This is a genomic window from Bordetella ansorpii, from assembly GCF_900078705.1.
GTDB classification, from domain to species: Bacteria; Pseudomonadota; Gammaproteobacteria; order Burkholderiales; family Burkholderiaceae_B; genus Bordetella; species Bordetella ansorpii_A.
Map to the genome: position 1 here is coordinate 365,407 of NZ_FKIF01000001.1, position 13,172 is coordinate 378,578.

The 13,172-nt window shown below is 66.9% G+C and carries 11 protein-coding genes; 7 read left to right on the forward strand and 4 right to left on the reverse strand.

The window, feature by feature from the left end; all coding sequences use genetic code 11:
* Positions 1-20 precede the first annotated feature (20 nt).
* The 4 genes from A6745_RS01440 (at position 21) to A6745_RS01455 (ending at position 7,290) form a co-directional block, all read left to right on the forward strand.
* Positions 21-2,270 (forward strand): polysaccharide biosynthesis tyrosine autokinase, encoded by a 2,250-nt coding sequence (locus A6745_RS01440; RefSeq protein ID WP_066122743.1) that lies wholly within the window; start codon positions 21-23, stop codon positions 2,268-2,270.
* A gap of 19 nt (positions 2,271-2,289) precedes the next feature.
* Entirely contained in the window at positions 2,290-3,681 is a 1,392-nt protein-coding gene (locus tag A6745_RS01445; RefSeq protein WP_066122745.1) for a phosphohexomutase domain-containing protein, read from the forward strand.
* A gap of 442 nt (positions 3,682-4,123) precedes the next feature.
* Positions 4,124-6,118: a PIG-L family deacetylase gene (locus A6745_RS01450; protein ID WP_066122747.1), complete on the forward strand. Its 1,995-nt coding sequence runs from the start codon at positions 4,124-4,126 to the stop codon at positions 6,116-6,118.
* 107 nt (positions 6,119-6,225) lie between these two features.
* Positions 6,226-7,290, forward strand: coding sequence for a suppressor of fused domain protein (locus A6745_RS01455; RefSeq protein ID WP_197488072.1), 1,065 nt, complete (start codon positions 6,226-6,228; stop codon positions 7,288-7,290).
* 52 nt (positions 7,291-7,342) lie between these two features.
* On the opposite strand, the gene A6745_RS01460 is transcribed toward A6745_RS01455, so the two are convergent.
* Positions 7,343-8,653 carry a PQQ-dependent sugar dehydrogenase gene (locus A6745_RS01460; RefSeq protein ID WP_066122749.1) on the reverse strand — a complete coding sequence of 437 codons (1,311 nt, stop codon included), beginning with the start codon at positions 8,651-8,653 and terminating at the stop codon, positions 7,343-7,345.
* Entirely contained in the window at positions 8,646-9,089 is a 444-nt protein-coding gene (locus A6745_RS01465) for a hypothetical protein (RefSeq protein ID WP_066123698.1), read from the reverse strand. Before A6745_RS01465 ends, A6745_RS01460 begins: the two co-directional genes overlap by 8 nt.
* Positions 9,090-9,465: 376 nt before the next feature.
* Here A6745_RS01465 and A6745_RS01470 point away from each other — a divergent pair, with 376 nt between their 5' ends.
* The 3 genes from A6745_RS01470 to A6745_RS01475 all read left to right on the forward strand — a co-directional run bounded on the left by A6745_RS01470 (position 9,466) and on the right by A6745_RS01475 (position 11,038).
* Positions 9,466-10,137 (forward strand): YrbL family protein, encoded by a 672-nt coding sequence (locus A6745_RS01470; protein WP_066122751.1) that lies wholly within the window; start codon positions 9,466-9,468, stop codon positions 10,135-10,137.
* Positions 10,138-10,382: 245 nt separating this feature from the next.
* Positions 10,383-10,466, forward strand: a complete 84-nt coding sequence (locus A6745_RS29735; RefSeq protein ID WP_456236467.1) for a small membrane protein YohP — start codon at positions 10,383-10,385, stop codon at positions 10,464-10,466.
* 206 nt (positions 10,467-10,672) lie between these two features.
* A complete protein-coding gene (locus A6745_RS01475) occupies positions 10,673-11,038 on the forward strand; it encodes a PRC-barrel domain-containing protein (protein WP_066123702.1) in 366 nt (121 codons plus the stop codon).
* Positions 11,039-11,098: 60 nt separating this feature from the next.
* Here the strand turns inward: A6745_RS01475 and A6745_RS01480 are convergent, their stop codons facing one another.
* Positions 11,099-12,256 carry a hypothetical protein gene (locus A6745_RS01480; RefSeq protein WP_066122753.1) on the reverse strand — a complete coding sequence of 386 codons (1,158 nt, stop codon included), beginning with the start codon at positions 12,254-12,256 and terminating at the stop codon, positions 11,099-11,101.
* Between the two features lie 10 nt (positions 12,257-12,266).
* Positions 12,267-12,734: a CesT family type III secretion system chaperone gene (locus A6745_RS01485; RefSeq protein ID WP_066122755.1), complete on the reverse strand. Its 468-nt coding sequence runs from the start codon at positions 12,732-12,734 to the stop codon at positions 12,267-12,269.
* Between the last annotated feature and the right edge of the window lie 438 nt (positions 12,735-13,172).

Below are 13,172 nucleotides of genomic sequence, written 5' to 3' on the forward strand. Positions count from 1 at the left end.
TTCTCAATAGCGAGCCGACAATGAAGCAGCCTCCTCTCCAGCTCGAGTACGCAGACACCCGCGCACCCGACATGCCGATGATGTCGTACCTGGACGTACTGCTGGCGAACCGCCTGATGATCGCCACGATCACCTTGCTGGCGATGCTGGCGGGGCTGGTCTACTACATGCTGACGCCGCCCGTGTACCAGTCGGACATCGCGGTGCAGGTGGAGGAAGAAACCCCCACCTCGGCCAAGAGCATGCTGGGCGACGTGTCGGCGATCTTCGACATCAAGCAAGCGGCGTCCGGCGAAATGGAGATCCTGCGCTCGCGCCTGGTGACGGGCAGCGCGGTCGATCACTTCCACCTGTACGTGCATGCCTCGCCCGACTACTTCCCGGTCATCGGCCGCTGGCTGGCCGACAATCGCGACGGCATCGGGCTGTCCCCGGCACTACTGGACGCCCTCCCCGGCAACTACGCCTGGGGCGACGCGCGCATACAGGTCGATCGCATCGACGTGCCGCAAGATCTCATCGGCAAGAAGCTGCGCGTGGTGGCGCTGCGGGACGGCGCCTATGAACTGATCGACAGCGTGCACGGCCTGCGTTTCGAAGGCCTGGTCGGCAGGCTGGAGCGCTTCGAGACTCCAGGCGGTGTGATCGAAATGGGGATCGGCGCGCTGCGGGCAAAGCCGGAAACGCACTTCACGGTGACGCGCGAATCCCGCCTCGAAGCCATCGCCGCCCTTCAGGCCAGGATGGGCATTTTCGAGCGCGGCCGCCAATCGAACGTCATCGGCGTCACCCTGCAGGGAACCGATCCGGCCCTGACCGCCGCCGTGCTCAATGAAATCGGCCAGGAGTACGTCCGGCAGAACACGAATCGCAAGGCCGCGCAGGCCGAGAAATCCCTGGCGTTCCTGGATCAGCAACTGCCCGAGCTGAAGAACCAGCTGGAGCAGTCCGAGGCCCGCTACAACGCCCTGCGCAATTCGCGCGGCACGATCGACCTGGGAGAGGAGGCCAAGCTGGTACTCGGCCAGTCCGTCGAAGCACAGAACCGCATCTTCGACCTGGCGGCAAAACGGCAGGAACTGGCGACGCGCTTCGCGCGCTCGCATCCGAGCATCGAAGCCATCGACCGCCAGATCGGATCGATCCAGCGCGACATGGAGCGGCTCAACACGAAGATCCGGGGGCTGCCCGACCTGGAACAGGAGGTGGTGCGCCTGACGCGCGACGTCAAGGTCAACACCGAGCTGTACACGGGACTGTTGAACAACGCGCAGCAGCTGCGCATGATCCGCGCGGGCAAAGTCGGCAACGTGCGCGTCGTGGATGCCGCGCTGCCAGCCGAGCGGCCGCTCAGGCCCAAGGCGCCCATGGTGCTGGGCATCGCTACGCTCGCGGGCCTGCTGATCGGGCTGATCGCGGCATTCCTGCGCAATGCGCTGTTCGGCGGATTGACCGATCCGGAAGAGATCGAGCGGTATACGGGCCTGCCCGTGCTGGCCGCCGTGCCCTTCAGCGAACTGCAGGACAGGCTGTGGCGGCGCGCGCGGCGCAGGAAAGCCCGCGTCCCCGCGCTGCTGGCGCAAAGCAATGGCAACACCCCACCCATCGAGAGCCTGCGCAGCTTCCGTACCGTGCTGCAGACCGCGATGCGCGGCTCGGCCAACAACATCATCGCCTTCTCGGGCCCCACCGCGGGGGTGGGCAAATCGTTCCTGTCGGCGAACTTCGCTTTCATCCAGGCGGCCGTGGGCAAGCGCGTACTGCTGATCGACGCGGATTTCCGGCGCGGCGCCCTGAACCGCTATTTCGCCGTGCCGCCGGGCGATGGCCTGTTCGAAGTCCTGGCCGGTGCGGCCACGCTCGAAGCCGCCACGCGCCGCGACGTGAGAAACGGCCTGGACTTCATCTCGGCCGGCAAGGTGACTTTCGATCCGTCGGAACTGCTGGCCGGCGATGCATTCGGAAAATGCCTGCGCAGGCTGTCCGCCGACTACGACCTGATCATCATCGACACCGCGCCGGTGCTGTCGTCGTCCGGCGCGGCCGTGGTGGGCGCGCACGCCGCGGCCGTCATGCTGGTGGTGCGATCCGGCATGAACTCGGTCGGCGAGATACGCGAGGCGGCGAAACGGCTGGAGCAGGCCGGCGCGACAGTGGCGGGCGTCATCTTCAACGGCCTGAAGCTGCGGGGCGAGGGGCTGGGTTACCGGCCCAAATACGGACGCTACCGGCATACGCGCGCCGCCTACTACGGCGACGGCCAACCCTAGCGGCGACCGGGGGACTGTCATGCACCACCCCGCTCCCGCCGCCGTTCCCGGCTTCGCCTCGCAGGCCTTCCGGACCGACGACGTCCGCGGCCGCTTCGGCCAGGAGATCGACCACCGCTTCGCGCACGCTTTCGGGCGGGCGGTGGGAGAACGCGCGATGCGATCCGGCTGCAGATCGGTGGTCGTCGGCCGCGACGCCAGGCTGAGCAGCATCGAACTGGCGGCCGCGTTGCAGGCCGGCATCCGGGACACCGGCATGAACATCATCGACATCGGCATGGCGCCTACGCCGCTGACGTGGTTCGCCGCCCGGCTGACCGACACGGGCGCGGCGGTGTCCGTCACCGGCGGCCATGACGAAGAGGCCAGCAACGGCTTCAAGGTCATGCTCGGCGGCAGCGTCCTGGGCGGACCTGCGCTGCAAGCGCTGCGTCCGGCAATGCAGCCATCCACCGCGCATCAGGACGGGCGCTACGGCACCCGCACGGGCATGGACGCGGCACGCTGCTACGCCGCCCGGGTGGCCAGCGACGTGATACTGGCGCGAACGGTCAAGGTTGCCCTGGATTGCAGCGACTCGGTGCGCGCCCTGGCGGTCGAGGTGCTGGAGGAGACCGGCTGCGAGGTCCTGGACGTGTCGCGGCAACCCAGGTACGAAGCCGGCAGCCATGACCCGCGGCACGCGCTGCCAAGACTCGCCACCTACCTGCGCCATACCGACTGCGAGATCGGGCTACTGCTGGGCGGCGATGGCGACCGCATCGGCGTTGCGCATCGCTCAGGCATCGCCACTGGCACCGACAGGCTGGCCTTGCTGCTGGCGCGCGACATGCTGCCGGGGCGCGCCGGCATGCGCGTCCTGCACGATGTCGGCAGCACCAGGCTGCTTCCGCGAGAAGTGCGCCAGCTCGGCGGCTTCCCTGTCATGTGCCATGGCGGCGAGGTCTGCATGGCCACCCAGATGCGCCAGTCGGACGCCATGCTCGGCGCCGAGATGAACGGCAGTATCCGCTTCCGCGACCGATGGAATGGCTACAGCGACGGGCTGTACGCCGCGGTCCGCCTGCTGGAAATACTGTCGCGCCATCCCGACGCCGGCGAGGCGCTGGAGGCGCTGCCGCAGACGTACTCGACGCCGGAGTTCCGCCTGGCCCTGCACTACGGCGAGCCGGATCGCCTGATCGAGGCGCTGCGCGCCGACGGGCAGTTCGCGCGGGCGCGCAGTATCCGGCACGTGGAGGGCGTGCGGGTCGAGTACGACGACGGCTTCGCCATGGCGCGCGTGGCGCCCGCCGGCATCGCGGTGCTGATGCGTTTCGAGGGGGACGATGGCGCCGCGCTATGGCGTATCCAGGAGGAATTCCGGCGGCATCTGCTGGAATTCTCGCCCGGCTTGAAACTGCCCTTTTGAGCGCCCTTCCGCGCCCGTGGCATACGCTTCCCGCATTCGCCCGTCAGGCGCGGACGGGCCGTGGAGCTCCTCATCCTTGGGTCGCGCTCAGCGAAATGGCTCGATCGGCGCCCGCAACCCGGCATCGCACGGGACGTCGAGACAATGCATCCCATGCGGCGACTTCCGGTATTTCGAGATAGGGGGCGAGGCCAGATACTTCGTCGCCAGCGCACCGATGGCCGGATAGGTATGCCCCGCGGCCGCTTTCGTTGCGCAGCCACGACAATGCTTGTAACCGTCAGGCCAGAGGCAGGCAAACGCCGCCGTCCGTCACCTTTTCAAAAAAAGCCGTCGTTATACTCAGCGCGCAGTCGTCCTTCACATCGTGTCGCAGTCTGTAAAGGCGCGCCAGCTTGCGTGCCCATTTCTCGGGGCCTAGCCCGCCCGTTTGCGAATCGCCATGCCAGCCGCCGCGGCCATCCGCCGCATCATTGCCCGCTTCATCCTGCCTTGCGTGGCAGGCCTCATCAGCGCCCCGTCCGCCAGCGCGGCCGCCACGGCCCCCTCGCTGGAAGAATGCCACGGCATCAAGGACATGGCATTCGTCGCGCACCTGGACGACGACCTGCTGTTCATGAACCCGGACATCGCCTCGAACATCGAGGCCGGCGGATGCGTGCGCGTCGTCTACCTGACGGCCAGCGATGCCGGCGAGGGCGAGGGCTACATGCTGGGCCGCGAGAAAGGGGTGCGCGCCGCCTATGCCTACATGGCGCGCCAGCCCGACCTGTGGAGCACCGACACCCTGCAGGCCAACGGCCGCGCCATCACCCGCGTCACGCTGCAGGGCAACCCACGCGTGCAACTGGTGCACATGCGCCTGAAAGACCCGTGGCTGGGCAAGGGCTGGGGCAGCCTGACCCCGCTGAGCCGCACCGAGTCCGAACCGCAGACCCCGTCCGACACCCTGGGCCCGAACCAGGAGACCTACACGCGCGACGCGCTGGTGAAGACGCTGGCCGCGCTGATCCGCGACTACGGCCCCACCACCGTGCGCCACCTGGACGACCAGACCCCGGTGCCCTATACCCAGCTGTGCTGGCGCTGCACCGGCCACAGCCATCCCGACCACATCGCCAGCGCCCGCCTGACGCGCGAGGCCATGGCGCTGGTGCCCGGCAATTACGCCGAGGCGGGCTACGTCGACTACCCCTCCCAGGAACGCGCCGCCAACCTGAGCGATGCCGAGACCATCCTCAAGTCCGAGATCTTCCGCCGCTACGCATGGGAGGACTACAAGTACTGCAAGGGTCCGCAAGGGTGCCAGGAACCCGCCGGCCCCGCCGCCGCCTGGGTGCAGCGCTCGTACTACGTCTCGCGCCAGGACTTCGCCCCCGAACTGCACAGCGATGCCCGCCACGGGTTGCAGGTGTTCGCGGCCGGCGAGGCCAACGACGCCGTCAATCTGTGGGACTCGCGCCAGGGCCGCTGGACCTCGCTGGGCGGACGCACCGCCGGCTCGCTGGTGTCCTTCACCTATCCCGACGCCAGCGCCGGCGTCTTCGCGCGCGACACGCTGGGCAGCCTGTGGGTGAACAAGCAGAACCTGGACGGCAGTTGGAAGGGCTGGCAGGCCATGTCCGGCGTGCGCTTCTCGAACAGTCCGGTCGTCGCGCCGCGCGACGCCGCCGCCGTGGCCATGGGCAATGACGGCCGCTATTACTGGACCTCGCCGTCGGGCATCGGCGGCGACTGGCACGCGTGGCAGCCGCTGCCCGTACTGGCAGAGGCCGCCGGCAGCCCCGCCATCGCCAGGAACGCCGCGGGCCGCTTCGTGGTGTTCGCCATCGATCGCGCCGGCAATGCCTGGTCGACGACGCAGCGCGCCGTCGGCCACGACGGCGGCTGGGCGGCCTGGCAACCCGTGCCGGTCGCGGCCAGCGCCGGCGGACTGGCCGCCATGCGCAACGCCCAGGGCCTCATCGAGCTTTATCTGCGCAACCGCGACAACAAGCGCCTGATGCGCGTGGTCGAGGAGAAGCCCGCCACCGCGCGCGCCGCCGCCATCCACTGGGCGGGCGCCGAAGACCTGGGCGTGCCGTACGTCGGCAAGCCGGCGATCGGCCCCGACGCGCAGGGCAACGTGCTGGTGTCCGTCCTTGAACGGGCCGACGGCCCGCTGTGGCTGGTCGAGCACGGCCGCGCCACGCTGCTGGAAGCCACCGCGAGTTCGCTGCCCGCCATGCGCATGGTCGACGGCACGCTTTACGTGGTCGCCCGCAGTTCGGGCGACCCGCAGACCTACCGGATGCTGGCCCGACGCGGCGGCGTATGGCGTCCGGCCACGTCGCTGGCCGCCTTGCCCGCGAGCGGCGGCGGCGCCTTCGGCAAGACGGTTCCCACCGTCATCGCCACCACCACGCCGCCTGCCGCGGCCTTGCCGCAAAGCAGGTGATACACCTCGGTACAAGGCGCGACACTCTCGTCTCATATCGAGAAAACACGGGCGGTACGATACCCGGGCACTTGGCTTGGCCCCTCCAATCCACCGGAACCGCTTTCATGACGGACATCGACGAAGACGAGGTTGCGCATGGCTGGGACGCCATCGACGCGGCCATCAAAACGATCTACCCCACCCAGGAACCCAAGCACTACGGCACCATCATCAGCTATCGGCTGGGCGGCAACGATCCGCTGCAAGGCGTCAGCGCCTACAAGCGCATGGACCCCATACCGCACTGGCACTACGTCACGTACGGCTTCACCGAGCTCTACGGCAAAGAGTCGGACGACGCCGAGATCAGCGGCTACGGCTTCGAGCTGACCCTGCGCCTGCGCTGCGCGCCCGATGCGGAAGATCCGCCCATGTGGGTGATCAACTTCCTGCAGAACCTGGCGCGCTACGTCTTCAAGACCGGCAACGTGTTCCGTGACGGCGACTGGCTGGCCGCCAACGGCCCCATCGCGGTCGAAGAGAAGACCCAGCTCACGTATGTGGCGTTCGCCGCCGACCCGGAACTGCCCACGCAGCAGACGCCCAACGGCGAGTTCGAATTCCTGCAGGTCATCGGCCTGACCGAGGACGAGGCCTATGCGGCACGGCTGTGGCGCACGCGGGACCTGCTGGAAGTGCTCAAGCCCCACATGCCGCTGTACATCACCGACCTGGCGCGCGACTCGCTGATGGGCCGGCCCGGCGTGCAGGACAGCATCGAGCGCGGCCGCAAGGAAAGCGGCTCGTCCACCGGCTACGTGTATACCGACGAGCTGGACTGGCGGCAGGAGAAGCGCCTGCTGGGCAAGCCCGCCACCATCGTCACGCTGGGCGCGCTGCAAGTGCAGGAAGCCACCACGCTGCTGCCGCTGCGCCTGCCCTTCGGCCGCGACCTGCGCCTGCTCAGCAACAACAAGAACGTGGTGTTCGCGCCGGGCGAGAACGCGCTGCGCACGGAAGACGACGTGTTGTACGTCACGCTGGACGATGCGGCGGTCGATGAGATCGCTTCGCTGCTGCAACCCAGGCGCGGCGAGTATCCCCTGAAGTCTTTCAAGGGCTTTCGCATCGACGTGCGCCCCACCGAGGTCAAGGACCCCAAGGGCAACGTCGTGCAGACGATAGGCTAGGCAGGGCCTGGAGCGGCGGCGCGCCGGCGCGCGCCGCCAGCCAGCGCCTGCGTCAACCGCCCGCCGACACCCGCCAGACGACGTTGCCCACGTCGTCCGCGATCAGCAGCCCGCCTTCCGCATCCTCGGTGATGCCCACCGGCGCGCCGTACAGCTGCTTCTGGTCCTCGGACACGAACCCCGTCACCACGGGCTCGACCGTGCCCGTCGGCTTGCCGTCCTTGAACGCGATGAAGCTCACTTTGTAGCCATTGAGCGGCGTGCGGTTCCAACTGCCGTGCTCGCCGATGAACACCCCGCCCCGATACTTCCCGGGCAGGTTGCTGCCCTGGTAGAACCACATGCCCAACGGCGCGACGTGGGAACTGATCGCGTAGTCGGGCTTGATGGCTTTCTTCACCAGATCGGGCTTCTGCGGCGACACGCGCACGTCGACGTGCTGGCCGAAGTAGCTGTAGGGCCAGCCATAGAAGCCGCCGTCCTGCACCGAGGTCAGATAGTCGGGCACCAGATCGGCGCCGATCTCGTCGCGCTCGTTCACGATGGCCCAGAGCTTGCCCGTCCGCGGCTCCCAGCCCAGGCCCGTGGGGTTGCGCAGCCCCGAGGCATAGATGCGGCTGCCGCGCGTGGCCACGTCGACCTCCAGCACCGCCGCGCGCCGGTATTCCACGTCCAGCCCGTTCTCGCCCACGTTGCTGTTCGAGCCCACGCCCACATAAAGCTTGGCGCCGTCAGGGCTGGCCAAGAGCGCCTTGGTCCAGTGATGGTTGATCGTATCGGGCAGGTCGGCGAACTCGCGGCCCGGATCGGTGATCTTCGTGGCGCCCCGCGTATAGGGGTACGCCACGATCCTGTCCGTGTTGGCCACGTACAGCGTGTCGCCGATCAACTGCACGCCGAAGGGCGAATTCAACTTTTCCAGGAACACGTGCTGCCGCCACTTTCCGCCCTCGTTGCGCAGCAGCGTGATGCGGTTGCCGCCCTTGCCGCTCTTGCCGGACCTGGTCTTCACCAATCCCGCCAGCGCCGCCTTCGGCGTGGTGACGGGCGCGGTGCCGGGGCCGTTGGCCTCGACCACCAGCACGTCGCCATTGGGCAACGTATACAACTGGCGCGGATGCAGCAGCCCATCGGCCACCTTCTCGATCTTCAGACCCGCGGCCACCTTCGGCATCGCATTGCCCTGCCAGCCCACGCCTTCGGGAACCTGCATGGGAGGCAACAGGAAACTCTGCGCCTGGGGCAGCTTCGGATCGGGCCCGATCTGCTCCTTGGGATCGACCGCCGCGCCATCGTTGCAGGCCGCCAGCATCGCGGCCATCGCCGCCGCACCCGCCGCTTTCACCCAGCGTGCGTCATTCATGGCGAAGCCCTCCGACCGCCGCCTTGTCCGTGACCCGCACGATGCGGCCCAGGCACAGCAGCGCCACGGTGATCGCCGACAGCCACATGCCCAGCGGCATCGCGCCGAACGCATCGCGGCTGTGGACGAAGGCATTGACCACGCCCGAGACGATGGCCAGCAGGTTGAACCAGAAATCCAGCCGTTCGGCCGCGGATACCGTGCGGCGCGACACGATCCACACATGCGCCAGATTGATCAGGCGCGGCACGATGGCGAAGACCAGCGCCAGCGTCACCAGCCAGGCCGCGCCCTTCACCCACATCACGATGGGCAACGACATATAGATCACGTCGAAGATCAGCGCGCCGACGAACAGGCCGAACGCCACGGGATCGAGCAGATCGAATAGCGCGGTCGCCAACCGCGAGCGGCACTGCAAGGCATGGGATTTCATGGCACCTCTCTGAAGAAACGTGGAGACGGCCGGCACGGAGTCCGAAGGGAATTGCCCGGCCGGCGCGCCGCCATGCAGCAAGCCGCGTGCCGCGGCCCGCATCGCCGCACGCTCCCGCGGGGAAGCACCGCATCGCCATTCGGGACGGGCCGTGGGCGGATCGCGCGGCAGCCTGCGCATTCCGCCCGTGCCGCACTCGCAATACGCCCCTTCAACCCCGGCATTCGTAACAATTCGTATTGATTAAAACGATAAATCGGCTTGTTGCACCTATCCGGCGAGATCAAAATGACGCCACATTACAAATTCGCGACAGTGTGAATAACACCTGGCGAATACGACACTCGCCGCCATACACAATGGGAAGGATTGGGCATTGGGACTACTGATCCTGAAAGAGAAGATCGGCGCGGGCCATCTGCGTGAATGCTGGCGTCACCCGGAACACCCGGCGCGCTGCATCAAGATCGCCAAGAACAAGCCGCGCGCGCACCTGCAGAATCTGCTGGAAAGCCATTACGCCACCCATCTGCAGCAACGCGGCGTGGCCGACATGTGCCTGCCGCGCGTGCACGGCTGGGCCATGACCGATCGGGGCTGGGGCCTGATCCTCGACCTGGTGGTCGATGCGCAAGGCATGCCCGCCCCCACGCTGCGCCAGGCCCGCGCCATGGGAACCGTGTCGGACGATGCGGCGGCGGCGCTGCTGAACGACGCGCTGGATTGGCTGGCTTGCCATGGCGTGGTCTGGATCGATGCCAGCCAGGACAACGTGGTGCTGCAAGCCACGGAACAGGGCGGCACCCGGCTGGCCTTCATCGATGGCCTGGGCGGTCGCCATTTCGACCTGGAATACCGCCTGCGATGCCGGTTCCGCGTCATCGAACGGGTGACGGCGCGGCTCAAGGCCGCCAAGCATCGCGCCCGCATCCACAGCAAGCTGCTGGCGTCGGCGCCGCGCCGGCCGGATGCGACGGACCTGGACGATGCAGCAACGGGACGGCGGGACATCGGCGCCATGATGCCGCCCTCCCTGCCTTCGCGCTGATCGCGCCTGCAGCGCCGCCCCCGCGGGCGCCCCTTTCATCGCCTGCCCCTCTGCAGGGTCGTTGCTGGCCGCCCGTTCCCGGGACGGCGCGGCGGCTGTCGGCCATTCCACGCGCCGCGGCAGGCCGGGCAATTCGCGGCGACCGGGCACGGCACTTGCTTGGCCGGTCGACGGCGTACGCCTTCCCCTTCCGCGGCCCCCGGCCGCAGCCCTACGGCAAACCTGAAGCCATAAAAGGAAGAATCATGAAAATACTGCTTTGGATCATTGCGATCATCTTCATCGTCGGCCTGCTGACCGTGACGGGAATCCTGAAACTGATCTTCTAGGCGCTGCCGTCCTGCCTCCGATCAGCCCAGGGCGGTCGCGCCCTGGGCTTTTTGCGTTTGCGCCGCCCACGGCTGCGGACCGTTATCGCGCCGGGCAGGCGTTCGCCGGGCCCGGCCCCCGGCACGGTGCTTGCTGAAGAGGCTTGCGTCGCAGCAACCGCCGCGATCACGCGAAACCGTTCTTAGGAGGACACCACATGAATGCGATGACGACCCCCACCACGGGCACCAGTGCGTCGAGCACCATTTCGTCCAAGCGCGTCGAAGGCACGAAGGTCTACAACCAGCAGGGCGAGAAGCTCGGCTCCATCGACAATGTGCAGATCGACAAGCACTCGGGCCACGTACGGTACGCCGTCCTGGAATTCGGCGGCTTCCTGGGCATCGGCACCGACCGGTATCCCCTGCCCTGGAACGTGCTGAAGTACGACACCGGCCTGGACGGCTACGTCGTGCCGCTGGACAAGTCGACGCTGGAGAAGGCGCCGCACTATGAGCACGAGCAGGCTCCCGAATTTACCGACGAGTACGGCCGCCGGGTGCATGAGCACTATGGGGTGCCTTGGCAGTAAGGCCCAGGAAACCCGGAACGGGGCCGTGCCGCTGTGGCACGGCCCTGCCGGCGGGGGCGGCTACAGTTGCGAGGCGATCCGCTCGTTGTACAACCGCTCGCCGAGCTTGAACACGGGCAACGCGTCCGCCTGTTCCTTATTCAGGCCCAGGACGTTGGCCATCACATTGGAGACCAGAAGGTCGCGCTTGAGCAGGTCCAGCGCGTGCTGGCTCCAGCCTTCGCCGTCGCTGCGCCAATTGCCGAGACTGTCTTCGACCGCCTCGTCGATGCGCAGCGACACCTCGCTATCTTCGAGCGCACGATATTCGGCCTCGAAGGCATCGCCCACGTCGCGGTACAGCTTGGACAGTTTCTCGTCGAACACCTTGCGCTCGCCCGAGAACATCTTGTCCAGGCGGGGCAGGCCTCCCTCGTTTTCGAGCCGGCCGAGTTCCTTCAGAACGTTGGCGAGGTTCAACTTCGCCATGACGAGCGTGCCATTCTGCAGATCGCGCCGCTCGACCTGCATCGACAGAATCGGCTTGAACAGTTCCATGCGCACGTTCTTCAGGCTGGGGGGCTCGAATTCCTCCCCTTTCACGCCGGCTATCGCTTCGCCCCCCAGATACCCCGCCTGGTCCTTCATGCTGATGAAGAGATAGCCCACCGCCATGCCCCCCGTGACGTTGACACGGGTCTGGGCAGTCTGGTGCCGGTGGCTCAGCCCCGCCTCGCCTTGCAGCGTGCCCTTGCCCAGATAGCCTTCGGCCGAAGCGGTGTATCCCGTCGAGGTCGTGAGCTGAGCCAACTTCAATTCGGCCTTGAGCTTGACCTCGTCGCCCTCTTCTTTCCAGGCTTTCTCCTTGACGAAAGTGCCATAGCTGCGGTCTTTGACGGTCGTCGGCAGGGGGCCGGTCTTGTCGACATCGAAGAAACGCTTTTCCTCGATTTTTACCGGGGTGTACTTGATGCCTGAATCCTTGTACGCCTGCTGGCTCGCGGAGATCAACTGGGCTACCTGGTTGCGAACCCGCGTCAGGAAATTGCCATCCGGCGAAGAGTTGGGCGTTGCGCTCGTCTTCAGGCTCTTGGCCGGGGACGCGTCGGTGTGCAGGCTTCGCACCCCGCTGCGTTCCAGGCCCGCCAGATTGCGAGTGAGGGTCGGCAAGACGGTGGAGGAGCGGCGCAGCGTTTGATTCAGGGCCGACGTCGTGAAGGTATGCGTGACGGTCTGCATCGCGGACTCCTCAGGCCAGGTTGGCCGGCAGCACGCCGGCCCCGGGCTCGTTCTCGGGCAGCGGCTCGACCTCCTGCTTTGCCGCCAGCAGGTAGCCCTGCGCCTGCACGGACGTTCCGATGAATTTGCGAATGGCCGCTTCGAAACCCTCGCTCTGCAAGCCGTCCAGCGCCACGATCTCGTTGAGCACCAGCGCGCCCGTGCGGCCATCGATGGCCAGGCAGGCGCCGGCCAGCGGCACCTGGAACAGATTCAAGGCGAGCGCCTCGTGGAGGACGCGGTAGGAAAGTGCGTCGGGCGTGGCGAAGATGGGGGCATACAGACGCAGTTGCGCTTCGTCCTGCGCCACCTCCATCAGGATGTTGACGCCCTCTTCGCTGGTGATCTCGAACGTACCCGCGCTGTCCAGCGCGTTGCCTTCGCCCCAGACGGCGGCCAGGCATCGGTTGACGGTATCGCGTGCTTCTGCGGTGTTCATTTGCCCCTCTCCGTGAAAAAACGCCGGCCGCGCCTCATCGCGTCGGACGACCGATCCGAATGAGTAACAGCGGCACGCAATGAGTTCCCGGCCCCGGCCCCGGGCCCAGCAGGCTCGCTGGCGAGGAGACTGAGCGGATCTCGCATCTGTCGCCGTCGGTCGGCTCCAAGCAGGCAGGAGATCGGCAAGTGTCCTCAAGGATCGCATCGCCCTGAAGAACAGGCGCTATGACGATTCCTTGGTTCTGGCCGAGGGTCGAAACAGCAACTGGACGCCGCTAAAGGTTTGGAGACTTGGACGCCGAGCGGTGATTCGACGCACAGTGAACGCCCATCAAGATATTTGGAGCGCTGTGGCCTCTCATGGGCCGTAACCGATTACCGTAACCCAAAAACATTCGCTCGCGAGTAGCCGTTCGAGTGACTGCTGCGGTTGAGA

Coding starts and splice junctions, on each gene's coding strand:
- A6745_RS01440 (WP_066122743.1), top strand. CDS start 21: ATGAAGCAGCCTCCTCTCCAGCTCGAGTACGCAGACACCCGCGCACCC.
- A6745_RS01445 (WP_066122745.1), top strand. CDS start 2,290: ATGCACCACCCCGCTCCCGCCGCCGTTCCCGGCTTCGCCTCGCAGGCC.
- A6745_RS01450 (WP_066122747.1), top strand. CDS start 4,124: ATGCCAGCCGCCGCGGCCATCCGCCGCATCATTGCCCGCTTCATCCTG.
- A6745_RS01455 (WP_197488072.1), top strand. CDS start 6,226: ATGACGGACATCGACGAAGACGAGGTTGCGCATGGCTGGGACGCCATC.
- A6745_RS01460 (WP_066122749.1), bottom strand. CDS start 8,653: ATGAATGACGCACGCTGGGTGAAAGCGGCGGGTGCGGCGGCGATGGCC.
- A6745_RS01465 (WP_066123698.1), bottom strand. CDS start 9,089: ATGAAATCCCATGCCTTGCAGTGCCGCTCGCGGTTGGCGACCGCGCTA.
- A6745_RS29735 (WP_456236467.1), top strand. CDS start 10,383: ATGAAAATACTGCTTTGGATCATTGCGATCATCTTCATCGTCGGCCTG.
- A6745_RS01475 (WP_066123702.1), top strand. CDS start 10,673: ATGACGACCCCCACCACGGGCACCAGTGCGTCGAGCACCATTTCGTCC.
- A6745_RS01480 (WP_066122753.1), bottom strand. CDS start 12,256: ATGCAGACCGTCACGCATACCTTCACGACGTCGGCCCTGAATCAAACG.
- A6745_RS01485 (WP_066122755.1), bottom strand. CDS start 12,734: ATGAACACCGCAGAAGCACGCGATACCGTCAACCGATGCCTGGCCGCC.